This window comes from Burkholderia sp. MSMB1078WGS (assembly GCF_001528895.1).
Taxonomy (GTDB): domain Bacteria; phylum Pseudomonadota; class Gammaproteobacteria; order Burkholderiales; family Burkholderiaceae; genus Burkholderia.
In genome coordinates this window covers 103,550-128,090 of the sequence record NZ_LPDI01000041.1, presented here as the reverse complement: position 1 = coordinate 128,090, position 24,541 = coordinate 103,550, and the positions used below count along the sequence as shown (strand labels likewise).

Below are 24,541 nucleotides of genomic sequence, written 5' to 3'. Positions count from 1 at the left end.
TCACGCATCCATGAATCGCACTGCCTTCTTCACCGACGAACGCACTTTCTGGCATACCGGCGGCACGCACGCGCTGTTCTTTCCGGTCGGCGGCTGGGTCCAGCCACCGTCGAGCGCGGGCTACGCGGAATCGCCCGATTCGAAGCGCCGCTTCCTGTCGCTCGTGCAGGCGTCGGGCCTGGCCGCGCAGCTCGACCTGCGCGGCGCCGAGCCCGCGACCACCGCCGACCTGCTGCGCATTCATCCGGCACACTATCTCGACGCATTCCGCGCGCTGAGCGACGCGAACGGCGGCGACCTCGGCGATCTCGCGCCATTCGGCAAGGGCAGCTACGAGATCGCCGCGCTGTCGGCCGGTCTCGCGATCGCGGCGGTCGATGCGGTCGTCGGCGAGCACGCGGCGAATGCGTTCTCGCTGTCGCGGCCGCCCGGCCATCACTGCCTGCGCGACCGCCCGATGGGCTTCTGCATGCTCGCGAACATCCCGATCGCGATCGAGGCTGCCCGTGCGAAGCACGGCATCGAGCGCGTCGCGGTGATCGACTGGGACGTGCATCACGGCAACGGCACACAGTCGATCTACTACGACGATCCGGATACGCTAACGATCTCGCTGCACCAGGACCGCTGCTTCCCGCCCGGCTATAGCGGCGCGGGCGATCGCGGCGAAGGCGCGGGCGTCGGCGCGAACCTGAACGTGCCGCTGCTCGCGGGCAGCGGCGACGATGCCTACCGGTATGCATTCGAGCGAATCGTGCTGCCGGCGCTGGCACGCTTCCGCCCCGATCTGATCGTCATCGCGAGCGGCCTCGATGCGAGCGCGGTCGATCCGCTCGCGCGCATGCAGTTGCATACCGACAGTTACCGGTTCATGACCCGCGCGGTGAAGGACGCCGCGCAACGCTATTGCGGCGGGCGGCTCGTGATCGTTCACGAAGGCGGCTATTCGGAGGCGTACGTACCGTTCTGCGGGCTGGCGATCGTCGAGGAACTGGCCGGCCTGCGCACCGAGGTCGCCGATCCGATGCTCGACCTGGCGATCGCGCAGCAGCCGGGCGAGCGGTTCGTCGCGTTCCAGCGCGAACTGCTCGACGAACTGGCCGTGTCGTTCGGGTTGTAACGCGCGCTGACGAACGATACCGGGCCGGCATGCGCCGGCCCTTGCGCGATCGGTACGGATGGGGTTTCCTGTGTCTTTACTCCCGTTCCGGCCCGAGGCCGCACTCTTCCGATGAAATCGTCCCCGCGCGATAACAACGACACCACCAAAACGCGCCGCCAGCCATCGAAGCTGGCCCTGAACATCGCCGCCGTGACGGTCGGCCTCATCACGTTCGCGATCGGCGCGGCGTGGGTGATCTATAGCTGGATCGTCGATCGCGAAGCGCAGTATTTCGCGATTCCGCTGGTGTTCTCGGTGCCGGTGATCGTGGCCGTCGCGATCCGCAGCTTCTGGGAATAGGCGCGCCGGAAACGACGAAGCGCCGCGGTCGGGCGACGCGCGGCGCTTCGTATCGTGCGCGTTTCAACTGAAGCGGTGCGCTCCGCGATCCGCTTGCCAGCGAGTCACAGGCCGGGACGCGGGCACGGATTGGGGGCTGCGCCCTGATATCCGCAGGCGACGGCGCCCAGCGCGGCGGCGGCCAGGGACGTGCCGAGCGCTTTCAACACCCCCTCCGTCGACAACGGCTCGCCGCTCGACATCACACGCCCCGAATACGCGGAGCATGCGGACGACGATGCAACCGTCTTCACGGGCCTGGCACTCCACGCGATATTGTCGGCAGGCGTGTTGGCGAAGGCTGGCGCGGCCAGCATCAATGCCAGAACGGAAATCGGGATACGGACGGTGTGTTTCATCGGCGGGCCCCTCGGTGCGTTGTACTTCTTGTGCGAAAAGTGCGCACGATATTACACGCGGCCGGTTTTTCGAGCGAGGTCCGATGCCGGGCGGCGAAATCGGCGTCAATAAAAAAGCGCTGCGGTCAGCCGACCGGCAGCGCTTTTTCGCGAACGGCCCCTGCCGGGGGCACGTTCGACTTCTGGTGCGTGAGGCCGGACTCGAACCGGCACACCCTTGCGGGCGTCAGGACCTAAACCTGGTGCGTCTACCAATTTCGCCACTCACGCGCATTTCCGTCGCCTGATCGCGCGTGACGCAAGATGCGTGCTCCACGCGCCCGGGACCGCTCGGGACACTTCAGCCGGCCCGAAAACCGGCACGCCCGATCAGGCGAGCGCGAGATTCTACCCGATCCGTGCGGCGTTGTCTCGCCCCGCCGGCACCTGTCGTGCCGCGGTGCTAGAATGCCGCGCTCGACGTTTCGGCAGCGCGCCGCCGCGCGTCCCCCGAACCCGCCCCATCCGATTGAGCCCGTGAACTTCGACGACTACTGTCAGCAAAAGGCCGCCCCCGCAGGCTCCAGCGTCTACTACGCGCTGCGTCAGGTGCCGCTCGCCACGCAGCCGCGCCTGACCGCGCTGTTCGCGCTGCGCCGCGAACTCGAGGAAACCGTCAAGGAAACCAGCGATCCGACCGTCGGACACACGAAGCTCGCGTGGTGGCACAAGGAACTCGCGGCGCTGGCCGACGGGCAACCGTCGCACCCCGTCACGAAGGCGCTCGCGCAGCATCACCCGACGATCGCCGCCGAGGCCGACGCGCTGCGCACGCTCGTCAACGGTTACGGGATGGACCTCGAACAGGCGCGCTACCTCGATTTCGCGAATCTGCAGCGCTATATCGCGCAGGTCGGCGGCACCTTCGCGTCGCTGGTGGCACGCGCCAGTTCGACGCACCCGGCCGACCCGCAGCCGTGGGCCGCGGACGTCGGCCGCGCGCTGATGCTTGCGCAATTCGTGCAGGAGCTCGGCAACGACGCACGCCACGGCCGCATCTATCTGCCGATCGACGAACTGCAGCGCTACAACGTGACCGCGGCCGATCTGCTGAACCGCCGCTACAGCCCCGCGTTCACCGAATTGCTGCAATTCCAGACGACCCGCGCGCGCGAAGCGCTCGCGGCTGCCGATGCGGCGATTCCCGCCACCGAACGCCGCGCGCAGCGCACGCTGCGCGCGCAGATCGCGCTGGCCGGCGCGCTGCTCGACGAAATCGCGCGCGACGGCTACCAGGTGCTGCATCAGCGCATCGCGCTGACGCCGATCCGCAAGCTGTGGATCGCGTGGCGCGCCGCGCGCCGCCGTTGAGCGGCGCGCCTCACGCCCTCAGCAACGGCAGCGTGTCGAAACGCTGCTGCAGCACGCGCGTCGCGTCGAGCCCCCACCAGGACCCGAGCACGGTCGCGTAAAGCTGGCGGAAATCGACCGCGACCGGCAGGTTGCCGTTGCCGTCGAGCCGCCCGAGCGCGGGCGGTGCACCGTACAGCCCACCCGCCACGCGACCGCCCATCACGAAATGCGGTGCGGCCGTGCCGTGATCGGTGCCGTTGCTCTGGTTCTCGCGCACGCGCCGGCCGAATTCCGCATACGTCATCACGAGCGTCTCGTTCCAGCGCCCGAGTTCGATCAGCGCCGCGCGCATCGCGCTCATCCCGTCCGCGAACTGCTTGAGCAGCGCGGCGTGCTGCCCCGGCTGGTTCTGGTGCGTGTCGAAGCCGTTGAGCGTCAGGCGCAGCACCGCGACACCGTCCTGCGCGCCGGGCCCCGACGCTTCGCACGCGGCCAGCACCTGCATCGCGGTCTTCACCGACGTGCCGAACGCACCGGCCGGAAAGGCCGTCCTGAATTCGCGCATCCCGCCGCGCGGGCGCAGCCGGTCGGCCGCCGTCACGATGTCGTTCTCGACGTCGATGATGTGCGCGAGCGCCGGGTTCTGTTCTCGCAGCGACGACGGCTCGGCGAGCCGGGCCGCACGGATGAACTGCGCGGGATTGACGAGCGCGATCGCGCGCGCGCCGTTCGACAACGGCCCCATCTCGGCGCTGCCGAGCACGACGCCGTCCGCCGCGAAACCGGGCGGCACGGGCGCCTGCGCGAACGTGCGCGTGAGCCAACCCTCGTGCAGGTACTGATCCGAGCGCGACGCGGTGTCCCAGATCTCGATCGAGCGGAAATGCGACAGGTTCGGCTGCGGATAGCCGACACTCTGCACGACCGCGACCTGCCCGTCGCGCCAGAGCGGCATCAGCGGCGCGAGCGACGGATGCAGCCCCGTCTGCGCGTCGAGCTGCAGCACCTGCTCGCGCTTGATGCCGATGCCGCGCCGGAACGAGTAGTACAGCGGGTCCGCGTACGGCACCACCGTGTTGAGGCCGTCGTTGCCGCCCTTCAGCTCGACGAGAATCAGCACGTTCGCATACCCGGCCGCAGGCTTTCGGCCGGCCTGCGGCGCGGCAGCCGCCACCGCGTTCGCCTGCCACATCGACACGCCGGCCGCCGCCGCGGCGCCCGTCAGCGTCAGAAAATCACGTCGGTTCATCGCACATCCTTTGGTTCGCCGCCCGCCGCCTTGGCCGCGGCCGCCGCCCGCTTCGTCGTCGTTCGCATCATTTCAGTTGATAGGCCGGATCCATCAGCAGCGCCTCGAGATACGCGCTGCCGGTCGAATCCGTGTCGATCGCCGCGACCGGCGAGAGTTGCAGCACCGCGTGCTGCAATTGCAACTCGGTGGACAATCCCGCGATCGCCTGAGGCCGCGCACGATACTGCGCGAGCCAGCGCTCGAGGTCGAAACGCAAGCCGCCGCGCGCGGGCTTGGCGGGCATGCCGCGCGGGCCGGCGGCGGACGCCGCGTCGGCCACCGGCATCGCGTGCGCGCTCGGCGACGGCGCGATCGCACGGGCCGGCGGCCGCATGCCGGCCGTCTCAGTCGCGCGGAACAACTGCTCGACGAACTGCTTGCGCGACAGCAGCGTCGTGCTGTTGATCCACAGCGCGCCGCCTGGCCAGCCCTTCACGCTCGGCGGATAGAACAGGTTCTGTCCGAGCGTGCGCACGGTGTTCGCGAGCATCTGCGGATCGCCGTACGCCACGTCGAACAGCCGCACCGAGCCGACCACGAATTCCGCCGGCGACTTGACCAGCACGCCGCGGTTGCGCGGATCCCAGAACGCGTCGGTCGACCACAGCGCGGCGAGCGCCGCGCGAATGTCGTAGCCGCTCGCGCGAAACCGCTCGGCCACCGCGTCGAGCGCGCGCGGCTCCGGCGTATCGGACACGAACTCGCGCCACAGCTTGCCGGCGATGAAGCGCGCGGTGTCCGGCCGCTTCAGCAGGATGTCGAGAAAGCCGTCGCCGTCGAACGGCCCGGTTTCGCCGAGGATCGTCTTGTCGCCGGCATCGTGCCATTCGGGCCGCACCGCGAAGCGCAGCGTGTCGGGATCGACCGTCCAGCCCGTCATCGCGCGCGCGGCCTCGGTCACGTCGTATTGCGTGTAATGCCCTTCGCCGAGCGTGAACAGCTCCATCACCTCGCGCGCGAAATTCTCGTTCGGGCGCCCCTTGCGATTGCTCGCGCCGTCGAGATACTGCAGCATCGCCGGATCCTTCGCGACCGCGTGCAGCAGCGAGCCGAAGTTGCCGAGCGCCTCGCGGCGAAACAGCGCGTTCTGCGCGGCCATCGTCTGCGGGTAAGGCACCTTGTCCTGCCCGGACGTGAAATGCCCGTGCCAGAACAGCGTCATGCGCTCGGTGAGCGGCGACGGCGTCGCGACCATCTCGTTGACCCAGGCCGCGCGCAACGCATCGTAGCGGCGATTGCGCTCGCGCTGCTCGTCGCGCCGCATGTCGGGCGTCAGCGCCTGGCGCTGCGCGCGTGTCGGCGGCGGCTCGGCGAGCCAGTCGGGCCACGTCGTGACGGGTTCGCGTCGTGCATTGCCGAGCGTATCGGCCACGACCTGCGCGCGCGTCATGCCGACGATGCGTGCGACTTCGGCGGGAGCGGGAGAAAAACCGGTGCGGCCGAGAAAAAACACCGCGTCGTCGGCATCGAGCGGCGACTGCATGGCAGGCGACGACGCCGGTGCGGCAGCGTTCGCTTTCATCGTCATGGACTCCCGGAACGCACCGGCGGTGCGGATGCCCGTACAACGGCATTCGGCAGCCGAAAGTTGACGAAAAAAATGCTACGAATTCTTTCCGCGCGGGGATTTCCGCGCAAGGCGAACGACGGCACGCATCAGCGCTTGTACAACTCGCGCACGGCGTCTTCGATGTGCTGGCGCAACAGGTGCCGCTCTTCGGGCGTCATGTGCCCGTCGCGACGGCGCTGTTCGAGATCGGGAGGCACGGCGGAACGGGCCGTCATATCGGCGGCGCGATCGGGCTGCGGCGCTTTGCCGCGCGGCAGCTTGCGCGACGATGCGCCCTGCTCGGGGCGCTGCGCATACGCGAGGTTCGACGCATACGGACCGGCAAGCGCGATCGTCAGCATCAGTGCAATCCGGGCAGATCGCATGACCGTCCTCGCTTCTTTGGTCGATTTGTTCCCTTCGTCACGCGGCAACCGGCTACCTCTGGTACTTGAAAAACCCTGCGGAATTCGGGTGTACAAAGATGAAAGATGGAGTGCAGGGGAGTATCTACCGAATTTCGGCTTCGAGTAAAGGAATCTCTATAGCCTGCCTTTACTCGGCGCGACACTACGGGTAAATTTTGTAACCGACTGTAACGCACGAAAATACGCGGCCGTGCGCCAATTCCCATTCGCGATAAGATGCCGATCATGGAAACGAAAAACCCCTCCAAGATTCTCGTCGTCGACGACGACCCTCGCCTGCGCGATCTGCTGCGCCGCTATCTCGGCGAACAGGGTTTCAACGTCTACGTCGCGGAAAACGCAACCGCGATGAACAAGCTCTGGGTCCGCGAGCGTTTCGACCTGCTCGTGCTCGACCTGATGCTGCCCGGCGAAGACGGCCTGTCGATCTGCCGCCGGCTGCGCGGCAGCAACGACCGCACGCCGATCATCATGCTCACCGCGAAGGGCGAGGACGTCGATCGCATCGTCGGCCTCGAGATGGGCGCCGACGATTACCTGCCGAAGCCGTTCAATCCGCGCGAACTGGTCGCGCGCATTCATGCGGTGCTGCGCCGCCAGGCGCCGGCCGAACTGCCGGGCGCACCGTCGGAAACCACCGAGGTATTCGAGTTCGGCGAATTCTCGCTGAATCTCGCCACGCGCACGCTGACCAAGTCCGGCCAGGAAATTCCGCTGACCACCGGCGAATTCTCGGTGCTGAAAGTGTTCGCGCGTCATCCGCGCCAGCCGCTGTCGCGTGAAAAGCTGATGGAGCTCGCACGCGGCCGCGAATATGAAGTGTTCGACCGCAGCCTCGACGTGCAGATCTCGCGCCTGCGCAAGCTGATCGAACCGGATCCGGGCAGCCCGCGCTTCATCCAGACCGTCTGGGGCCTCGGCTACGTGTTCATCCCGGACGGCGCTGCCTGAGCTTTCTCCTTCCCGGTTTCGCCCCGCCCACGGCCCGTCCCATGCGTATCGACCGGCGCCTTCTGCAGCTTGCGTTCGGCGGGCTGTTCTGGCGCACCTTCCTGCTGATCGCGCTGCTGATCTCGGTCAGTCTCGCCGCGTGGTTCCAGAGCTTTCGCGTGATCGAGCGCGAGCCGCGTGCGCAACGCGTCGCGCTCCAGCTCGTCGCGGTCGTGAAGCTCACGCGCACCGCCCTGCTCTATTCCGATCCCGACTTGCGGCGCGCGCTGCTGCAGGATCTCGAGAGCAACGAGGGCGTGCGCGTGTACCCGCGCGAAAAAACCGACAAGTTCAAGCTGCAGCCCGACGAATCGCTGAACCGCCTGATCGAACACGACATCCGCAGCCGCCTCGGCGACGATACCGTGATCGCGCAGTCGGTCAACGACATTCCCGGCGTGTGGATCAGCTTCAAGATCGACGACGACGATTATTGGGTCGCACTCGATCGCGACCAGCTCGACAACGTCACGGGCCTGCAATGGGCCGGCTGGGGGCTGTTCGCGCTCGCGCTGTCGCTGTTCGGCTCCGCGTTCATCACCAGCCTCGTGAACCGGCCGTTCTCGCGGCTCGCGCTCGCCGCGCGCCAGGTCGGGTCAGGCCAGGCGCCCGAGCCGCTGCCCGAGCGCGGGATGGGCGTCGCGGCCGAGACCAACCGCAGCTTCAACCAGATGGTGCGCGACCTCGAACAGCTCGAGGCCGATCGCGCGCTGATGCTCGCGGGCATCTCGCACGACCTGCGCACGCCGCTTGCGCGGCTGCGGCTCGAAACCGAGATGAGCCCGTCCGACCAGGCGACCAAGGACGCGATGGTCGACGACATCGAACAGATGGACCGCATCATCGCGGCCTTCATCGACTACGCGCGCCCGTCGCAGCGCAAGCCCGAGCCCGTCGATCTATCGTCGGTCGCGCAGGACGTCGCCGCGCGCGTGTCGGGCGAGGACGGCGTCGAAATCCGCACGCGGCTCGCGCCGAGCGCGATCATCGAAGCCGACGAGACCGACATGCGGCGCGTGATCGGCAACCTCGTCGAGAACGCGCGCAAGTACGGCCAGAGCAAGCAGGACGGCATCTCGCGGATCACGCTCGAGACGCGCGTGTCGCATGCGCGCGTCGAACTGTCGGTGAGCGACGAAGGCCCCGGCATTCCCGAGGATCAGCTGCCGCTCGTGATGCGGCCGTTCTACCGCGTCGACACCGCGCGCACCAAGGCGGACGGCACAGGCCTCGGCATGGCGATCGTGCTGCGGCTCGTCGGCCGCTACCGCGGCGCGCTGCGCCTGCGCAACCGCCACCCGGACGCCGGCCTCGAAGTCACGCTCGAATTCCCCGGCGCCGGCAAGGCGCGTGCGACCGCATGACACGTTCGCGCACGCATCTTGCGCGTCACACTATCGATCCGGTTGACAAAAGCTATGAAGGACGTTAGTCAAAATCTATTGAAGCGAAACATCAATAGTGTTATAGTCCCTTTCATGCTGTCACATCATCGTTGCAGCACCGAGGTAGCTTGACTCAGTCTTCTTCCCAACTCACACAGGAGTATCCGCATGAAAACCGTGGGCGATAAACTCGAAGCTTTCACCGTCGTAGCCGCGAAGCCGGGCTTCAACAATCACGAGGAAAACGGCCAGTCGGCGTTCGAGACCGTCACCGAAGCGTCGTTCCCGGGCAAGTGGAAGATCATCTACTTCTATCCGAAGGATTTCACGTTCGTGTGCCCGACGGAAATCGTCGAGTTCGCGAAGCTCACGAAGCAGTTCGAAGAGCGCGACGCCGTCCTGCTCGGCGGCAGCTCGGACAACGAATTCGTCAAGCTCGCATGGCGCCGTGAGCACAAGGACCTCGACAAGCTGAACCACTACTCGTTCGGCGACGTCAAGGGCGAACTGATCGACCAGCTCGGCGTGCGCGACAAGGAAGCCGGCGTGGCCCTGCGTGCGACGTTCATCGTCGATCCGGACAACACGATCCAGCACGTTTCGGTGAACAACCTGAACGTCGGCCGCAGCCCGGAAGAAGTCCTGCGCATTCTGGACGGCCTGCAAACGGACGAACTGTGCCCGTGCAACCGTGCAGTCGGCGGCGCAACGCTGTAAGCGCATCGATGCACGAAGCCCGCGGCGCACGTCCTGCCTGCGGGCTTTTTTAACGGCCAACCCATAGGAGATATCAATGGAATTCATCGACTCGATTAAGGCACGTATTCCCGACTACGCGAAGGACATTCGCCTGAACCTCGACGGCACGATCTCGCGCTCGTCGCTCGAAGGCACCGACGCGGTCGGCGTGGCGCTGGCGGCGGCCATCGCGGCGAAGAGCACGGTGCTCGTCAAGACGATTCGCGAAGCCGGCGTGCTGTCGCCCGAGGAGACGAACGCCGTGCTGACGGCGGCCGCGCTGATGGGGATGAACAACACCTGGTATCCGTATGTCGAGATGGCCGACGACGCCGACCTGAAGACGCAGCGCGCCGAATTGCGGATGGGCGCGTATGCAACGCACGGTGGCGTCGACAAGCGCAAGTTCGAGATGTACGCGCTCGCCGCGTCGATCGTCGGCAAGTGCCACTTCTGCGTGAAGTCGCACTATGCGCTGCTGAAGAACGAGCAAGGGATGACCGTCACGCAGCTGCGCGACGTCGGCCGCATCGCGTCGGTGATCAACGCCGCCGCGCAGGTGATCGCCGCCGAAGGCGAATAAGCGATCCGGTCGCGCGGCCGCGAGAGCCGTGCCGGCTGCCAACGAAAATGCCACGCATTCGCGTGGCATTTTTCATTTCGGCGGTGTGGCGTGCGGCGCGAACCGCACGCCACGCCGGACGTCAGCCGCTCCGCTTCACCAGCAGCGCGGCGGCCTGCGCCTCGATACCCTCGCCGCGGCCGAGATAGCCGAGCTTCTCGTTGGTCTTCGCCTTCACGTTCACGCGGTCGAGCGGCAGCCCGAGATCGGCCGCGATGTTCGCGCGCATCCCGTCGATATGCGGCGCGAGCTTCGGCGCCTGCGCGATCACGGTGCTGTCGACGTTCTGGATCGCGAAGCCGGCCGCGTTCACGCGGGCGACGCACTCGCGCAGCAGCACGCGGCTGTCCGCGCCCTTGAACGCCGCATCCGTGTCGGAGAAATGGCGGCCGATGTCGCCGAGCGCGGCCGCGCCGAACAGCGCGTCGGTGATCGCGTGCAGCAGCACGTCCGCGTCCGAGTGGCCGAGCAGGCCGCGCGCGTACGGAATCGTCACGCCGCCGATGATGAGGGGGCGCCCTTCGACGAGCTGGTGCACGTCGTAGCCTTGTCCGATTCTGAAATCCATGCGTAATCCGGTTTGAGATGGGGGGAAAGTCAGGAAGCGTTCGCGGCCCGCGCGAGAATCGCTTCCGCGAGCGCGAAATCTTCCGGGTACGTGACCTTGAAGTTGCGCAGGCTGCCCTGCACGACGCGCGGCGTGTGGCCGGCCCATTCGATCGCGCTCGCTTCGTCGGTCAGGTCGTGCCCTTCGCGCTGCGCCTGCAGGATCGCGTCGCGCAGCATGCCGATGCGGAACATCTGCGGGGTCTGCGCCTGCCACAGCGCGTCGCGCGACTCCGTGCGCGCGATCGCGTCGCCGCCGGCCGGCACGCGCTTGAGCGTGTCCGCCACCGGCAGCGCGACGATGCCGCCGACCGGGTCGTCCTTCAGCGTCGCGACGAGCGTGCGGATCAGCGCCGGTGTGATACCCGGGCGCGCGGCGTCGTGCACGAGCACCCAATCGTGGTCGGTCGCGCCGAATTCGGCCAGCTCCAGCAGCCCGTTGAGCACCGACGCCTGCCGCGAGCCGCCGCCGCAGCGGCGCACCGCGAAGCGCAGGCCCGCGAAGCGGCGTGCGTCGAAATGGGAATCGTCGGGCGCGAGCACGACGAGCGTCTGCGCGAACTCGCTGCACGCGTCGAACGCGGCGAGCGTGTAGTGCAGCAGCGCGCGGCCGGCCAGCGTGCGATATTGCTTCGGCACGGCGGAGCCGGAACGGCTGCCCGTGCCGGCACAGGGAATCAGGGCGAAAAGTCGGGGAGTCACGAAGGCAAACGCCGGAAAGATGAAATCGAGAAGCGGATTTTATAATAGGTCTTTCGTCTCGACCGGCGCACCGCGATGCGCCCGTGCACGCCACCCCTGTCGTCCCTATGCCAGATAACGCTTCCACCCCGTCCGCTTCACCCGTTGCCCGCGTCAAGCCCGGCCAGCGTTTCGCCTTCGACGGCGCGCACGGCTCCGCCGACGCGCTCGCCATCGCCCGTTATCTCGCCGACAACCGTCCGGACGTGCCGCTGCTCGCGGTGATCTGCGCGAACGCGGTCGACGCGCAGCGGCTGTCGCAGGAAATCCCCTACTTCTCGCCCGATGCGCGCGTGCGCCTGCTGCCCGACTGGGAAACGCTGCCGTACGACACCTTCTCGCCGCACCAGGACCTCGTGTCCGAGCGGCTCGCGACGCTGCACGACCTCGGCGAGGGCCGCTGCGACATCCTGCTCGTGCCCGCCACGACCGCGCTGTACCGGATGCCGCCGGCGTCGTTCATGGCCGCGTACACCTTCGCGTTCGCGCAGGGCGAGCGGCTCGACGAGGCGAAGCTGAAGGCGCAGCTCACGCTGGCCGGCTACGAGCACGTGAGCCAGGTCGTGCGCCCCGGCGAATACTGCGTGCGCGGCTCGCTGATCGACCTGTTCCCGATGGGCTCGCCGCTGCCGTACCGGATCGACCTGTTCGACGACCAGGTCGATTCGATCCGCGCGTTCGATCCCGACACGCAGCGCAGCCTCTACCCGGTGCGCGACGTGCGCCTGCTGCCCGGCCGCGAGTTCCCGTTCGACGAAGCCGCGCGCACGGCCTTCCGCAGCCGCTGGCGCGAAACCTTCGAAGGCGACCCGAGCCGCGCGCCGATCTACAAGGACATCGGCAACGGCGTGCCGTCGGCCGGCATCGAGTATTACCTGCCGCTCTTCTTCGACGAGACGGCCACGCTGTTCCACTACCTGCCGCAGGACGCGCATCTCGTGTTCGCCGGCGATCTCGACGCATCGATCCGCCGCTTCACGGCCGATACGAAGCAGCGTCACGCGTTCCTCGCGCACGATCGCGAGCGGCCGATCCTCGAGCCGCAGCGGCTGTTCCTGTCCGACGAGGATTTCTTCGCGTTCGCGAAGCCGTTCGCGCGCATCGTGCTGCCCGCGCAGCCGGCCGGCGGCTGGGCGACCGCGCTGCCCGAACTCACCGTCGACCGCCATGCCGACGATCCGCTCGCATCGCTGCGCACGTTCGTCGAATCGTCGGGCAAGCGCGTGCTGCTGACGGTCGAATCGGCCGGCCGCCGCGAGACGATCCTGCAACTGCTCGCGGAGCACCACCTGCGCCCCGCGTCGAACGACCACTTCGCGGGCTGGCTCGCGAGCGACGAACGCTTCGCGCTCGGCGTCGCGCCGCTCGCGACCGGCTTCGCGGTGCCCGCCGAAGGCTATGCGATCGTCACCGAGACCGAGCTGTACGGCGCGCTCGGCCGCCGCGCGGGCCGCCGCCGGCAGGAACAGGCGAGCAACGTCGACGCGATGGTGCGCGACCTGTCGGAACTGAAGGTCGGCGACCCGGTCGTCCACGCGCAGCACGGCATCGGCCGCTACATGGGCCTCGTGTCGATGGATCTCGGCGAAGGCGAGACCGAATTCCTGCATCTCGAATACTCGGGCGACAGCAAGCTCTACGTGCCCGTCGCGCAACTGCACGTGATCTCGCGCTACAGCGGCGCCGATCCCGACAGCGCGCCGCTGCACGCGCTCGGCTCCGGCCAGTGGGAGCGCGCGAAACGCAAGGCCGCGCAGCAGATCCGCGATACGGCCGCCGAGCTGCTGAACCTGTACGCGCGCCGCGCGGCCCGCGAAGGCCACGCGTTCTCGCTCGATCCGCGCGACTACGTGAAATTCGCGGAAAGCTTCGGCTTCGAGGAAACCCCCGACCAGGCCGCGGCGATCGCGGCCGTGATCGGCGACATGACGAGCGGCAAGCCGATGGATCGCCTCGTGTGCGGCGACGTCGGCTTCGGCAAGACCGAGGTCGCGCTGCGTGCGGCGTTCATCGCGGTGCTGGGCGGCAAGCAGGTCGCGCTGCTGTCGCCGACCACGCTGCTCGCCGAGCAGCACACGCAGACCTTCGCCGACCGCTTCGCGGACTGGCCGGTGCGGATCGTCGAGCTGTCGCGCTTCAAGACCGCGAAGGAAGTGAACGCGGCGATCGCGCAGATCAACGAAGGCAGCGTGGACATCGTGATCGGCACGCACAAGCTGCTGTCGTCGGACGTGCAGTTCAAGCGCCTCGGCCTCGTGATCATCGACGAGGAACACCGCTTCGGCGTGCGCCAGAAGGAAGCGCTGAAGGCGCTGCGCGCGGAAGTCGACGTGCTGACGCTCACCGCGACGCCGATTCCGCGCACGCTCGGGATGGCGCTCGAAGGGCTGCGCGATTTCTCGGTGATCGCGACCGCGCCGCAGAAGCGGCTCGCGATCAAGACCTTCGTGCGTCGCGAGGAAGAAAGCGTGATCCGCGAAGCGATGCTGCGCGAGCTGAAGCGCGGCGGCCAGGTGTACTTCCTGCACAACGAAGTCGAGACGATCGAGAACCGCAAGGCGATGCTCGAGGCGCTCGTGCCAGAGGCGCGCATCGTGATCGCGCACGGCCAGATGCACGAACGCGAACTCGAACGCGTGATGCGCGACTTCGTCGCGCAGCGCGCGAACGTGCTGCTGTGCACGACCATCATCGAGACCGGCATCGACGTGCCGAGCGCGAACACGATCATCATGCACCGCGCGGACAAGTTCGGCCTCGCGCAGCTTCACCAGCTGCGCGGCCGCGTCGGCCGTTCGCACCATCAGGCGTATGCGTACCTGCTGGTCCACGATCCGCAGGCGCTGACCAAGCAGGCGCAGCGCCGGCTGGAAGCGATCCAGCAGATGGAGGAACTGGGCTCGGGCTTCTATCTCGCGATGCACGACCTCGAGATCCGCGGCACCGGCGAAGTGCTCGGCGACAAGCAGTCGGGCGAAATCCACGAGATCGGCTTCCAGCTCTATACGGACATGCTGAACGACGCGGTGAAGGCGCTGAAGAACGGCAAGGAACCCGACCTCACCGCCCCGCTCGCCGCGACGACCGAAATCAACCTGCACGCGCCCGCGATCCTGCCGGCCGACTACTGCGCGGACGTACAGGAGCGGCTGTCGCTGTACAAGCGGCTCGCGAACTGCGAGCACGGCGACGCGATCGACGGCATCCAGGAGGAACTGATCGACCGCTTCGGCAAGCTGCCGCCGCAGGCGCACGCGCTCGTCGAGACGCACCGGCTGCGGATCGCCGCGAAGCCGCTCGGCATCGTGAAGATCGACGCGAGCGAGGCCGCGATCGGGCTGCAGTTCGAGCCGAATCCGCCGATCGATCCGATGCGGATCATCGAGATGGTGCAGAAGCATCGCCACATCAAGCTCGCGGGCCAGGACAAGCTGCGCATCGAGACGCGCTCGCCCGACCTCGCGATCCGCGTGTCGACGATCAAGGAAACGCTGCGCGCGCTCGGCCCGAAACAGGGGGCGGCCGTCGCGGCCCGTTGACGCGATCCTGACGGGCGCGACGTTGCTGCACCGCATCGCGCCCGACGAAGGCGGGCCGGCGCGTTTTTGAGTATGATTTCCCATTCATCAGACGGAGTTTTGCCATGTCCACTCTCGACGCGACGGCACCGTCCGCCGCAACCGAAGGCGACGCATCGCTCGTCAGCCTGCCCTGGGTCAAGCAACTCGTGTCGATGGACACGACGAGCCGCGTGCCGAACCTCGGCCTGATCGAAACGGTACGCGACGCGCTCGCCGCGAAGGGCATCGCGTCGACGATCACGCACGATCCGCGCGAAGGCTGGGCGAACCTGTTTGCCACCGTACCCGCGCACGACGGCTCGACCAACGGCGGCATCGTGCTGTCGGGCCACACCGACGTCGTGCCGGTCGACGGCCAGCAATGGGACAGCAACCCGTTCGCGCCGGAAATCCGCGATGGCCGCCTGTACGGCCGCGGCACCTGCGACATGAAGGGCTTCATCGGCGCGGCGCTCGCGCTGCTGCCCGAGATGCAGGCGACGAAGCTCGCGAAGCCGATCCATTTCGCGCTGTCCTACGACGAGGAAATCGGCTGTGCGGGCGCGCCGCTGATGATCGCCGATCTGGTGAAGCGTGGCGTGCAGCCGTCCGGCTGCATCGTCGGCGAGCCGACCAGCATGCGGCCGATCATCGCGCACAAGGGCATCAACGCATACCGCTGCTGCGTGCGCGGCCATGCGGCGCATTCGTCGCTGACGCCGAAGGGGCTCAACGCGATCGAGTATGCGGCGCGCCTCATCTGCCACATCCGCGACATCGCCGAGCGCTTTCGCGCCGAAGGCCCGTTCGACGAACTGTACGACGTGCCGTTCACCACCGCGCAGACGAGCACGATCCAGGGCGGCAACGCGATCAACACGGTGCCGGCCGAGTGCCGCTTCGACTTCGAATTCCGCAACCTGCCGACGCTCGATCCCGAGCAGATCTTCACGCGCATCGAAACGTATGCGCAGGAAACGCTGTTGCCGCAGATGCTTCGCGAACATCCGAACGCCGCGATCGAGTTCTCGAAGATCGCCGCGGCGCCCGGCCTCGACGCGACCGAACAGGCCGCGATCACGCAGCTCGTGCGCGCGCTGACGGCCGACCAGGACAAGCGCAAGGTCGCGTACGGCACCGAGGCCGGCCTGTTCGAACGCGCGGGCATCCCGAGCGTCGTGTGCGGCCCCGGCAACATCGAGCAGGCGCACAAGCCGAACGAATATGTCGAGCTCGCGCAGCTCGCCGCCTGCGAGCAGTTCCTGCGCAAGTTCATCCGCAGCATGTCGGTCGACGCGCACTGACTGCCTCCCGCCACGCCGGCCCGCGTGTGCGGGCCGGTCCACTCCGCCACCCGCCACGTCATGTCGACTGAACAGCAAGGCACCGCCCATACGACGATCGACGGCGAGCCGATTCCGACGCTCGACGAAATCGCCGCGCAGCATTTCGCGTTGTCACCCTGGGTCGCGCGCACGCCCGTGTTCGAACGCGCCGACCTGCCTTCCCTCGAAGGCACGCACGTCAACTTCAAGTTCGAACTGCTGCAGGCGAGCGGCAGCTTCAAGGCGCGCGGCGCGTTCACGCACCTGCTCGCGCTCGACGAAGGCCGCAAGAACGCCGGCGTCACCTGCGTGTCGGCCGGCAATCATGCAGCGGCCGTCGCATATGCGGCGATGCGGCTCGGCAGCAGCGCGAAGGTCGTGATGTTCCATACCGCGAGCCCGACGCGCATCGCGCAATGCAAGCAGTACCGCGCGGAAGTCGTGCTGGCGGGCAGCGCGTCGCAGGCGTTCGATCTCGTGCGGCGCATCGAGGCCGAGGAAGGGCGCTTCTTCATTCATCCGTTCAACGGCTATCACACGATCCTCGGCACCGCGACGCTCGGCTACGAATGGGCGACGCAAACGCCGGACCTCGACGCGGTGATCGTGCCGATCGGCGGCGGCGGTCTCGCGGCCGGCACGGCGACCGCGCTGCGGCTCGCGAATCCGCGCGTGCACGTGTACGGCGTCGAGCCGGAAGGCGCCGATGCGATGAGCCGCAGCTTCGCGGCCAATCACACGATCAAGATGAGCGCGATGCAGACGATCGCCGATTCGCTGATGGCGCCGCATACCGAGGAATACAGCTACCAGTTGTGCCGGCGCCACCTCGAGCGCATCGTCACCGTATCCGACGACGCGCTGCGCGCCGCGATGCTGTTCCTGTTCTCGCACCTGAAGCTGTCGGTCGAGCCGGCCTGCGCGGCCGCCCTCGCCGCGCTGCTCGGCCCGCTGCGCGAAACGCTGCAGGGCAAGCGCGTCGGCGTGCTGCTGTCGGGCACGAATACCGATCCCGCCACGCTCGGCATGCATCTCGCGCACGCGCAACTGCAACACTGATCGCGCGCCGGCCAACTCAGGGTTATCCCCAGATTATGTTGACAGCCCTGTTGATAACCCGCCGGACACGCACGCAAGTGGTTGAGCATGCAGCGTTTTGCGCGCGCGAAGGTCGATCGTCACGAAATGGGCAGATGCGGCGGCTGGCTGCATGCGCGGCGGCGCTCGCGCTGCTCGCCGGTTGCGCGGCGCCGCCCTCGTCCACCTCCCGCGCGCAACCCGCGTCCTGCACGCAACCGGGCGAAAGCCGCATGCTGCAGGCCGACCTGCTGTTCGGACGCGACATTGCCGGGCGCGGCCCCGTCACCGATGCCGAACGTGCGGCATTCCTCGCCGACACGGTCACGCCGCGCTTCCCCGACGGCCTCACCTACTGGGACACGCACGGCCAGTGGCGCGACCGCTCGACCGGCGGGGTCACGCGCGAAGACAGCTTCGTGATCCGTATCATCGCCGACGATACGCCCGACACGCGTACGCGGCTCGCCGCGATCCGGCAAGCGTACGTCCGGCGATTTCACCAGCAATCGGTCGGCATGACCGTCGTGCCGGCCTGCGCGTCGTTCTGATACACCGTCTTCCGGTGCCGGCCGCGTAAAAAAACGGGCGCCCGAAGGCGCCCGTCGCATGGGTGAAGAACAGCGTACCGCTTACTTGTTCTCGAACATGTCCATGATCTGCTGTTTCTCCTGCGGCGTGACGGGCGGCGGCGCGAGCCCTGCCGCGCCGGCCGAACCGAGTGCGTCGTTCGCGCTGATCGCGTTCTCGGCCGGGTTGATGTCGACGTTTGCGACGAAGCCGTTACCCGGCGTGCGATCGGCGTAGTACAGCTCGCCGTCGATCGTGGTCAGGCCGTCCGGCATCGGCATCTGCTGCTCGGGCACGCCGTTCAGCGCGGTGCGCATGTAGTTCACCCAGATCGGCAACGCGAGCTGCGCGCCGAATTCGCGGCTACCGAGGCTCTTCGGCTGGTCGAAGCCCATCCACGCGACCGCGACGAGCGACTGCTGATAGCCGGCGAACCATCCGTCCTTCGCGTCGTTCGTAGTACCCGTCTTGCCCTGCAGGTCGTTGCGGCCCAGCGCGTTGGTACCCGCGCCCGTGCCGGCCGTCGCGACCGAATGCAGCAGGCTGTTCATCACGTACGCGTTGCGGCCTTCGATCGTGCGCGGCGCCGTACCGCCCGCGACCACCGGCTGCGACTTCTGCAACGGCTGGCCGCGCGCGTCGTCGACTTCGGCGATCAGGTACGGATCGACCTTGTAACCGCCGTTCGCGAACACCGCGTAGCCGGTCGCGAGCTGCAGCGGCGTCACGAGGCCCGCGCCGAGCGCCATCGGCAGGTAAGGCGGCGTCTTCGCCGGATCGAAGCCGAAGCGCTGCGTCACGTACTGCTGCGCATACTGCGTGCCGATCGACGCGAGGATCCGGATCGACACCAGGTTCTTCGAACGCTGCAGGCCGGTGCGCATCGTCATCGGGCCGTCGGGCTGGTCGTCGTCCTTCGGCTCCCATGCGGTGCCGCCCGGCACGCTCGGCGGGAAGTACAGCGGCGCGTCGTTGATCATCGTCGCCGGCCCGAGCCCCTTGTCCAGCGACGCCGAATAGATGAACGGCTTGAACGACGAGCCCGGCTGCCGCCATGCCTGCGTCACGTGGTTGAACTTGCTCTTGTTGAAGTCGAAGCCGCCGACGAGCGAGCGGATCGCGCCGTCCTGCGGCGCGATCGCGACGAGCGCGCCTTCGACCTGCGGCAACTGCACGACCTGCCAGCCCGTCTTGCCGTCCTTCAGCACGCGCACGACCGAGCCCGGCTTGATGCGCAGCGTGTTGTTCGCGCGGGCCCCGAGCGCGGCCGCTACGAAGCGCAGCCCGGCCGGTCCGATCGTCGTGGTCGCTCCGCCGACGAACTGCACCTCGACCGCGTTCGGCGAGGCGGACAGCACGACCGCCGACTGCAGGTCGCCGTTGTCCGGGTGATCGGCGAGCGCGTCGTCAATCGCCTCGTCGCGCTCGTCGCCGGCCGGCGGCAGATTGATCGACGCTTCGGGGCCGCGATAGCCGTGACGGCGCTCGTAGTCGAGAATGCCGCGGCGCACGGCCTGATACGCGGCCTCCTGATCGGCCGAGTTGATCGTCGTCGTGACGGTCAGCCCGCGCGTGTAGGTTTCGTCCTTGTATTGCTCGTACATCATCTGCCGCACCATCTCGGCGACGTACTCGCCGTGCACCGCGTACTGGTTGCCCGGCGTGCGCACGTGGATCTCTTCCTTGATCGCTTCGTCGTACTGCGGTTGCGTGATGTAGCCGATGTCGAGCATACGCTTCAGGATGTATTCCTGACGCACCTTCGCGCGCTTCGGATTGACGACCGGGTTGTACGCGGACGGCGCCTTCGGCAGCCCCGCGAGCATCGCCGCTTCCGCGAGCGTGATGTCCTTCAGGTCCTTGCCGAAGTACACGCGGGCCGCAGCCGCGAAGCCGTACGAACGCTGACCGAGATAGATCTGGTTCATGTACAGCTCGAGAATCTGGTCCTTCGTCAGGGCCTTCTCGATCTTGTACGCGAGCAGCATTTCGTAGATCTTGCGCGTGTAGGTCTTCTCGCTCGACAGGAAGAAGTTGCGCGCGACCTGCATCGTGATCGTGCTCGCGCCCTGGCGCGCACCGCCGTGCATCAGGTCGGCCACGCCCGCGCGCAGGATGCCGAGGAAATCGACGCCGCCGTGCTCGTAGAAGCGGTAGTCCTCGATCGCGAGCACGGCCTTCTTCATCACGTCGGGAATGTCCTGGAAGCGCACGAGGCTGCGGCGCTCCTCGCCGAACTCGCCGATCAGCACGTGATCGGCGGTGAACACGCGCAGCGGCACCTTCGGCTGGTAGTTGGTCAGCGCATCGAGCGACGGCAGTTGCGGCGCCATCACGACCAGCGCGTAGCCGACGATCAGCGCGCCGACGACCGCCAGTGTCGCGAACAGGCCGACGAACCACAGCGCGACGCGCGAACCGAACGTGCGGCGGCGCCCTGCGCCACCTCCGCTGCGCTGCTGCGCGCGGCGGCCGTCGTCGCGATCGTCGTCATCGGGGTAATAGGCTCCGGACGGCGAACGGCGCAGCGTGTAGTGGGGTTCGTTCCTGTCGGAAGAAGAAGGCGGTCGTTTGATAATTGGCATGTCGGAATGGCGGGCGTACATCGCGCCCTCGGACGCATGCGGAAATGCAAGCGGATGAATCAGAGTGGGTGCATCGAGATGCGGCTGTCACGTCGACAGACCCCGCCGCGCGGCGATCCGTTCCCGCGACGTGACAGCGCATTTTAATGAAATCGACCGGGGGCCTTCGCGATTTTTTGTAAAAATTCCCGCAATGCCGTGATTTCCGGAACGTATTGTCGGCATCCTCGGCCTATGATGGACACGCAATGCGGCATGCACGGGCGAATTTCTTTCAGTGACGAAAGGTTTGGCGTCCCGATGCGCGAGCCGCTTGAACTCGCGCGTTTAAGCCGTATTTAAGTGAACCGGTGGTGTAATATCCGCCGGCTCACGCGGGCCCGAACCGGCTCGCCGCGGGCACTGCCGCGGTCGCGCGGCGCCTTTCAACCACGGAGGATTTCATGTCGCTTTTCGACTCTATTTCGCGCACGATCAAAGGTCTGCTGAACGATGCGGCCGATTCGGTACAGGATCCGTCGCGCGACGCACGGCAGATCGTGCGGGAGCTCGACGACAGCATCGGCCGTGCCGAGAATTCGCTGATCGAGATCGAGGCACAGGTCGCGACCCAACGCAGCAAGCGCGATGCGGCCGACGACAAGGTGAAGAAGTACGAGGACGGCGCGAAGCGTGCATTGCAGAGCGGCGACGAAGCGCTCGCCCGCGAGGCGCTCGCCGCGCAGGCGAACGCGGAAGCCGAGCGCGATGCGCTCGCGGCGGAGCTGACGACGCTTGAGCCGTCGGTCGAGAAGCTGAAGGGGCAGATCGCCGACATGCGTCAGCGCCGCAACGACCTGAATGCGCGCTCGAACATCCTGCAGGCCAAGCAGGAAATCGCGCAGGCGAAGGACGTGGCCGCCAGCGCGCTGGGCGGTATCGGCGGCAAGAACCTGTCCGAGGACTTCCAGAAGCTCGAGGACAAGGTCGCACTGCAGAACGCACGCTCGGATGCACGCCTCAATTCGGCCGACACGTCGAGCGGCAAGGCGCTCGACGACAAGCTCGCCGCGTTGAACAAGGGCCCGTCGGTCGAGGATCGCCTCGCCGCGCTGAAGAAGCAGCTCGATACGCCCGCGCAGTAACCGCCGCGCGGGCAACCGCGCCGCGCCCCGGCACGGGTGCGCGGCGCGCACCGATCGTCAGGAGACGGGCGCCTGCGCCCGGTTCGACCATGAAGAAATCCCTCGCCGCACTCGGCCTGTCGCTGATGTTGCTGTCGTCCGCCGCATTTGCGGTCCCGTCGTTGCAGCAGGTCGAGCAATCGATCGCGCAGCGCGACTGGCAACGCGCCGACACGCAGCTGTCGCAAGTCATCGACGCCCATCCGAACAACGCGCACGCGCGCTACCTGTATGCGCAGGTGCTGGACCGCGAAGGCCGCGCGTCCGACGCGCTCGCGCAACTGCAGCGCGCGAAATCGCTCGATCCGCAGTTGCGCTTCACCGACGCGTCGCGTTTCGCGCAGACGGAGTCGCGCATTCGCGCCGACGCCGCGCGCGTGAGCGGCAACACGCCGTCGGCCACGCAGGCCGGCACGCTGCAGCCGGGGCTCGCCCCCGCCGTCGCACCGGCCGACAAGCACGGCCCGTCGACCGGCATGTGGATCGGCCTCGGGCTGATCGTCGCCGTGATCGCGCTGGTGCTGCGCTGGACGCTGCGGCGCGCACGCACGGCCGACAACGGCCGCGCCGACGACGAACGCCGCACGCAGCTCAAGCGCGCGACCGACGTGCTGAACGACATCCGGCCGCTGAAGCTCGATGCGAAACTGTCGACGGCGCCCGGCGCCGCGGCGCTGACCGGCGAACTCGAAGCGATCGAGAACGACGCGCGCACGCTCGTCGAAACGCTGTCGAACGGCAAGAATCCGGTGCCGCCGTATCGCGTCGACGAACTCGAACAGCGTCACGCCAGCGTGAAGGCGCGCGTCGAAGGCCGCCCCGACCCAGCCGCGCAACCCGCGGCGCCGACGAACGGCAGCGGTTCCGTGTACGCGCAGGAAGCCGACCGCATGACGGGCGCCCAGGGCCAGCCGTATCAGCAACAGCCCTACCCGCCGCAGCAACCGTATCCGCAACAGCAGCCGCCCGTCGTGATCCAGCAAGGCGGCGGTTTCGGCGGTGGAATGGGCGGGCTGCTGACCGGCGTGCTGCTCGGCGAAGCGATGTCCGGCGGCCGCGATCGCGTGGTCGAACGCGACGTGATCGTCGACGGCGAGCACCGCCGGCACGAATCCGACCCGGGCTTCGATCTCGGCCGCGGCGACGATTCGAACTGGAGCGACGGCAGCGGCGGCGGGATGGACCTCGGCAGCAACGACGACGGCTGGACCGACGACAACACCTGAGCACCCGCGCACCGGGCGTCGACTCGCGTGTCGACACCCGGCACGCACGCTAGGCCCCGCTGCATGACCGGCCGCGCCGACCCGCGGATTTGTCAATCATTTCAAGATGGACTACCGGCAATGGGGCACGTTCGCTATCATGCGGCCATCGGCGTGCCACCGACCCTCATTCGACGCAAAGCAGTCCAGCGCGTCGCGGCACGCCTCCCTCGCCCCCAACCAGGAGAAAGCCGCTCATGAGCATCATCAAGGAATTCAAGGAGTTCGCCGTCAAGGGCAACGTGATGGATCTCGCCGTCGGCGTGATCATCGGCGGCGCGTTCTCGAAGATCGTCGACTCGGTCGTGAAGGACCTCATCATGCCGGTCATCGGCGTGCTGACCGGCGGCCTGGATTTCTCGAACAAGTTCGTTCTGCTCGGCACCATTCCCCCGTCGTTCAAGGGTAATCCCGATTCGTTCAAGGACCTGCAGGCCGCGGGCGTCGCCGCATTCGGCTACGGCTCGTTCATTACCGTGGCGATCAATTTCGTGATCCTTGCGTTCATCATTTTCCTGATGGTGAAATTCATCAACAAGCTGCGCAAGCCGGAAGAAGCCGCGCCGGCCGAGACGCCGGAAGACACCGTGCTGCTGCGCGAGATCCGCGATTCGCTCAAGCAGCGCTGATCGTCACGCGCTCCGCCCGCCAGGCCCGCCCCGTGCGGGCCTTTTTATTGCGCACGCGATGCACCGCCGCATGCGGCCTATCTCATTTTTTTGTGACGAGCGAATGCACGCGCGGGAAAAGCAGGTCTATGATGGAGACTAAACGACAGTACGGGCGCCAAGACGCTGGCTGTGTCGATCATGGCGAGCAGGTCGACGGGAGACATTGATCGTCGTACTGCACGAATGCAGCATTTTCGTGTGCTATAAAGGATCGACATGCGGCGTACATAGCCGGGAGTGGGTCGCATGAAAGTGCCGCATTTCTTGCAATTGTTTTTGAGGCGAGTGTTTATGTCCTTCCCGAAAAAACGTCGGCGTGCGCCGCAGGATGGCCAGGAGTCGTTCCTCGCGGTCTTGCGCCACTCGAAACCGTTTGCCCAGCTCGACACCAAGATTGCCCGCGCCCGCGCGCAGGACGAGCCCGTCCTCTATGCGCACGTGCTGCCCGGCCTCGACGTGCTCCTGTGCAGCGTACGCGGCGCGCAGCCGCCCTATCCGGCCATCGCCGAACTGCGCAAGCGCTGCATCGAATCGATCGCCAACGCGCTCGAGCAGCCGCTCGACGGCCTCGAGAACGGCGGATACTGGTACGAAGCGAACGGCTTCGGCTTCCTCGTCTTTGCAAGCCGTGCGCGTGCGCGCATCCTGCCCGAGTTTGGTGCAGGCACGAAAGCCAGCCTGCGTGGCGGCCTCGGCCGCCAGAACGCGGGCGACACGACACCCCGCTCGCTCGGCTGAGCCGCCAGTCATTCGATGGGCCGCCTCCGGGCGGCCCATTTGCCA

At 67.3% G+C, this 24,541-nt stretch carries 22 protein-coding genes and 1 tRNA gene; 15 read left to right on the top strand and 8 right to left on the bottom strand.

Translation table 11 applies throughout. The features are described 5' to 3' along the window. Window positions 1–10: 10 nt before the first annotated feature. Entirely contained in the window at window positions 11–1,120 is a 1,110-nt protein-coding gene (locus WT24_RS12885) for a class II histone deacetylase (protein WP_060033813.1), read from the top strand. Between the two features lie 111 nt (window positions 1,121–1,231). After that, window positions 1,232–1,462, top strand: coding sequence for a hypothetical protein (locus WT24_RS12880; protein WP_059505998.1), 231 nt, complete (start codon window positions 1,232–1,234; stop codon window positions 1,460–1,462). Between the two features lie 104 nt (window positions 1,463–1,566). Here WT24_RS12880 and WT24_RS12875 read toward each other — a convergent pair whose 3' ends face one another. Both WT24_RS12875 and WT24_RS12870 read right to left on the bottom strand, forming a co-directional pair. Continuing rightward, window positions 1,567–1,860, bottom strand: a complete 294-nt coding sequence (locus tag WT24_RS12875; RefSeq protein ID WP_060033810.1) for a hypothetical protein — start codon at window positions 1,858–1,860, stop codon at window positions 1,567–1,569. A 183-nt stretch (window positions 1,861–2,043) separates the two neighbouring features. Continuing rightward, window positions 2,044–2,130: transfer RNA gene (locus WT24_RS12870), tRNA-Leu, on the bottom strand. Between the two features lie 246 nt (window positions 2,131–2,376). On the opposite strand from WT24_RS12870, the gene hpnD reads away from it, so the two are divergent. After that, entirely contained in the window at window positions 2,377–3,210 is an 834-nt protein-coding gene (gene hpnD, locus WT24_RS12865) for a presqualene diphosphate synthase HpnD (protein ID WP_060034001.1), read from the top strand. Window positions 3,211–3,220: 10 nt separating this feature from the next. Here hpnD and WT24_RS12860 read toward each other — a convergent pair whose 3' ends face one another. The 3 genes from WT24_RS12860 to WT24_RS12850 all read right to left on the bottom strand — a co-directional run bounded on the left by WT24_RS12860 (window position 3,221) and on the right by WT24_RS12850 (window position 6,418). Further along, window positions 3,221–4,441, bottom strand: a complete 1,221-nt coding sequence (locus tag WT24_RS12860) for a DUF1501 domain-containing protein (RefSeq protein WP_060033808.1) — start codon at window positions 4,439–4,441, stop codon at window positions 3,221–3,223. 67 nt (window positions 4,442–4,508) lie between these two features. After that, complete coding sequence (locus WT24_RS12855; RefSeq protein ID WP_060033998.1) at window positions 4,509–6,005, bottom strand: DUF1800 family protein; 1,497 nt, start codon at window positions 6,003–6,005, stop codon at window positions 4,509–4,511. Between the two features lie 134 nt (window positions 6,006–6,139). Further along, window positions 6,140–6,418: a hypothetical protein gene (locus WT24_RS12850; protein WP_034207558.1), complete on the bottom strand. Its 279-nt coding sequence runs from the start codon at window positions 6,416–6,418 to the stop codon at window positions 6,140–6,142. 258 nt (window positions 6,419–6,676) lie between these two features. On the opposite strand from WT24_RS12850, the gene ompR reads away from it, so the two are divergent. The 4 genes from ompR (at window position 6,677) to WT24_RS12830 (ending at window position 10,156) form a co-directional block, all read left to right on the top strand. Continuing rightward, on the top strand, window positions 6,677–7,411 hold the full coding sequence (gene ompR, locus WT24_RS12845; RefSeq protein WP_006478565.1) for a two-component system response regulator OmpR: 735 nt from the start codon (window positions 6,677–6,679) through the stop codon (window positions 7,409–7,411). A 41-nt stretch (window positions 7,412–7,452) separates the two neighbouring features. Continuing rightward, complete coding sequence (locus WT24_RS12840; RefSeq protein ID WP_059505991.1) at window positions 7,453–8,814, top strand: ATP-binding protein; 1,362 nt, start codon at window positions 7,453–7,455, stop codon at window positions 8,812–8,814. Window positions 8,815–9,003: 189 nt separating this feature from the next. Next, window positions 9,004–9,552: a peroxiredoxin gene (locus tag WT24_RS12835; RefSeq protein ID WP_006478563.1), complete on the top strand. Its 549-nt coding sequence runs from the start codon at window positions 9,004–9,006 to the stop codon at window positions 9,550–9,552. Window positions 9,553–9,628: 76 nt separating this feature from the next. Continuing rightward, entirely contained in the window at window positions 9,629–10,156 is a 528-nt protein-coding gene (locus tag WT24_RS12830) for a carboxymuconolactone decarboxylase family protein (protein ID WP_006478562.1), read from the top strand. A 121-nt stretch (window positions 10,157–10,277) separates the two neighbouring features. On the opposite strand, the gene ispF is transcribed toward WT24_RS12830, so the two are convergent. Together ispF and ispD are read right to left on the bottom strand one after the other, a co-directional pair. After that, a complete protein-coding gene (gene ispF, locus WT24_RS12825) occupies window positions 10,278–10,763 on the bottom strand; it encodes a 2-C-methyl-D-erythritol 2,4-cyclodiphosphate synthase (RefSeq protein ID WP_059505989.1) in 486 nt (161 codons plus the stop codon). Between the two features lie 29 nt (window positions 10,764–10,792). Further along, entirely contained in the window at window positions 10,793–11,503 is a 711-nt protein-coding gene (gene ispD, locus WT24_RS12820) for a 2-C-methyl-D-erythritol 4-phosphate cytidylyltransferase (RefSeq protein WP_059505987.1), read from the bottom strand. A 107-nt stretch (window positions 11,504–11,610) separates the two neighbouring features. Between ispD and mfd the strand changes: the two genes are divergently transcribed. The 4 genes from mfd to WT24_RS12800 all read left to right on the top strand — a co-directional run bounded on the left by mfd (window position 11,611) and on the right by WT24_RS12800 (window position 18,055). Next, window positions 11,611–15,081, top strand: coding sequence for a transcription-repair coupling factor (mfd, locus tag WT24_RS12815; RefSeq protein WP_059505985.1), 3,471 nt, complete (start codon window positions 11,611–11,613; stop codon window positions 15,079–15,081). Between the two features lie 104 nt (window positions 15,082–15,185). Beyond that, window positions 15,186–16,406 carry an acetylornithine deacetylase gene (gene argE, locus WT24_RS12810; RefSeq protein WP_060033805.1) on the top strand — a complete coding sequence of 407 codons (1,221 nt, stop codon included), beginning with the start codon at window positions 15,186–15,188 and terminating at the stop codon, window positions 16,404–16,406. Between the two features lie 60 nt (window positions 16,407–16,466). Further along, entirely contained in the window at window positions 16,467–17,486 is a 1,020-nt protein-coding gene (locus tag WT24_RS12805) for a threonine/serine dehydratase (protein ID WP_059505980.1), read from the top strand. A gap of 134 nt (window positions 17,487–17,620) precedes the next feature. Further along, a complete protein-coding gene (locus WT24_RS12800; RefSeq protein WP_060033803.1) occupies window positions 17,621–18,055 on the top strand; it encodes a DUF3574 domain-containing protein in 435 nt (144 codons plus the stop codon). Window positions 18,056–18,136: 81 nt separating this feature from the next. Here the strand turns inward: WT24_RS12800 and WT24_RS12795 are convergent, their stop codons facing one another. Beyond that, window positions 18,137–20,659 carry a penicillin-binding protein 1A gene (locus WT24_RS12795; RefSeq protein WP_059506105.1) on the bottom strand — a complete coding sequence of 841 codons (2,523 nt, stop codon included), beginning with the start codon at window positions 20,657–20,659 and terminating at the stop codon, window positions 18,137–18,139. A 443-nt stretch (window positions 20,660–21,102) separates the two neighbouring features. Here WT24_RS12795 and WT24_RS12790 point away from each other — a divergent pair, with 443 nt between their 5' ends. The 4 genes from WT24_RS12790 to WT24_RS12775 all read left to right on the top strand — a co-directional run bounded on the left by WT24_RS12790 (window position 21,103) and on the right by WT24_RS12775 (window position 24,496). Next, a complete protein-coding gene (locus tag WT24_RS12790; RefSeq protein ID WP_060033800.1) occupies window positions 21,103–21,783 on the top strand; it encodes a PspA/IM30 family protein in 681 nt (226 codons plus the stop codon). A gap of 89 nt (window positions 21,784–21,872) precedes the next feature. Next, window positions 21,873–23,048, top strand: coding sequence for a lipopolysaccharide assembly protein LapB (locus tag WT24_RS12785; protein ID WP_059790621.1), 1,176 nt, complete (start codon window positions 21,873–21,875; stop codon window positions 23,046–23,048). A gap of 236 nt (window positions 23,049–23,284) precedes the next feature. Beyond that, on the top strand, window positions 23,285–23,716 hold the full coding sequence (gene mscL / locus WT24_RS12780; protein ID WP_059505972.1) for a large conductance mechanosensitive channel protein MscL: 432 nt from the start codon (window positions 23,285–23,287) through the stop codon (window positions 23,714–23,716). 333 nt (window positions 23,717–24,049) lie between these two features. Further along, entirely contained in the window at window positions 24,050–24,496 is a 447-nt protein-coding gene (locus WT24_RS12775) for a hypothetical protein (protein WP_006488003.1), read from the top strand. Window positions 24,497–24,541: the final 45 nt, after the last annotated feature.